Below are 1,680 nucleotides of genomic sequence, written 5' to 3' on the forward strand. Positions count from 1 at the left end.
TTGATACGAAGGGTTTCTGTCGATGATCGACCGCGCGGTACACGGCCGCGGAGCACCGCCAGCCGCGCGTAACCCCAATCACCGCAGTCGGCAACCGTCCCGGTCCGGTACCTCAGCATTGCGTCACCTCCTCACTGCCGGCCACGCACCGCGATCCCCCGTGCGCCCCGCCGAACCGTCCCGCCACGGCAGATCGCGGCCGAGGACGGCGTACGCTCGCGGGTCGCCGGGATAGCGCAGCCCGCGGCGCAGGTCACGGAATCCCATCCGCCGATACAGCCGCCACGCCCGCGACCGCCCGTCGGCGGTCTCCGCCGTCGACAGCACCACCGTCCGCGACCCGGCCGACGACAACATGCCCCGCAGCATTGCTCCACACCGACGACCGGTTCGTGATCTGCATCAACCCCGACGTCGCCCAACGCGACGCCGCGCCGTGCGTGAAACGGCTGATCGCCTCTCACCGACAAGATCGACGGCTCGGACAAGCTCACCCCGACCGAACACGCCGAGCTACGCGGGGTGATCTCCACCAAACCCGGCTTGCACCGCTACCCGCAAGCCACGCCTGGCGGGCTGCTACGCATCGGCGCCACCGTGATCAACTTCTGTGCTGGATCAGCCGTTCCATGGCGGAGCGCCGGAACGGTCATCTTGTGACGGAATCATCATCCCTGAGCGGTTAGGAGCGTGATGTAGCCGGTGGAGTACACGGTTGTCGCCGCGTTTGGTCCGAGCGTGACGCGTCCCGCCGGCACCTTTTTGGCGAACACGACGAAGTGACGCTGGTCCTTGTCGTTGGTTGGGATGATCATGTCAGTGCGTTTGAAGCCCTGCTGGTTCAGCCACGCCGGCCACCAGTCGGCCACCTCCGGTGCTCCGCGTCTGTCGAAGGCGACGTACACGGTGGCGTCGTGTGCGACATCGAAGACCAGGTAGTCCGCCGGGGAGGTCAGTCGTTTGTCGTCGCTGGCGCCGGGGATCAGCACTGCTCCGGTGAGCGGGTCGGGAAGGCTGGTGAAGACGGGCGGCCGGTCGACGAAATGCTTGGCACCTACCACCGCGGGGCGAACCGAGTTCAGCTTCGACGGTTTGTGTACCTGGACGTCCTCCAGTTTGAGCATTGGCCGTTTGCTCGGGGTGTTGGTTTTGGGCGTTGCGCTGGGCGCCTGCGTCCGTTTGCTCGGGGTGTTGGTTCCGGGCGTTGCGCTGGGCGCCTGCGTCCGGTCGCTCGGGGCGTTGGTTTCGGGCGTTGCGCTGGTCACCTCGGGCCGGTCGCTCGGGGCGTCGGTACCGAACACGAGCGCTACGCCCAGCAGGCCGAAGACCGCGACCAGCGCGACGACGACGCGCGCGTTCGCGAGCCGTGACCACCGCCGCCGCGCCGGGGGCGGCACGTCCGCCGGGCCGGTGTCTCTGGCAGGGCCGCTGACCGGCTGCGTCGGCTTGGCCGGCGGGTGCCACCAGCCCTTCGCGCCGCGCTTCGTCTTGCGGGCCGGCGTGCCCACGGCTGCGGCTGCGGCTGGGGCTGCTGCGGCGGGCGCGCTGCTGTCGTGTTCGGTCGCTGTGGGTGGGGCGCTGGTTTGGGCCGCTGTGGTGGTCGGTGTGGTGGGCGCGGGTCGTCGGGGTGTCGGGATGCCGCGCGGTGTGTGGGTGTCGGAGGTGAGCATGGCGGCGCCG

1 pseudogene is annotated in these 1,680 nt (G+C 69.4%); it reads right to left on the bottom strand.

Annotation, left to right across the window (positions count from 1 at the left end):
- Window positions 1-668: 668 nt before the first annotated feature.
- Window positions 669-1,680, bottom strand: a pseudogene (locus tag ACGF5G_RS35715) (hypothetical protein); the annotation flags it as partial.

It is taken from the genome of Micromonospora sp. NPDC047730, assembly GCF_043204765.1.
GTDB lineage: Bacteria > Actinomycetota > Actinomycetes > Mycobacteriales > Micromonosporaceae > Micromonospora.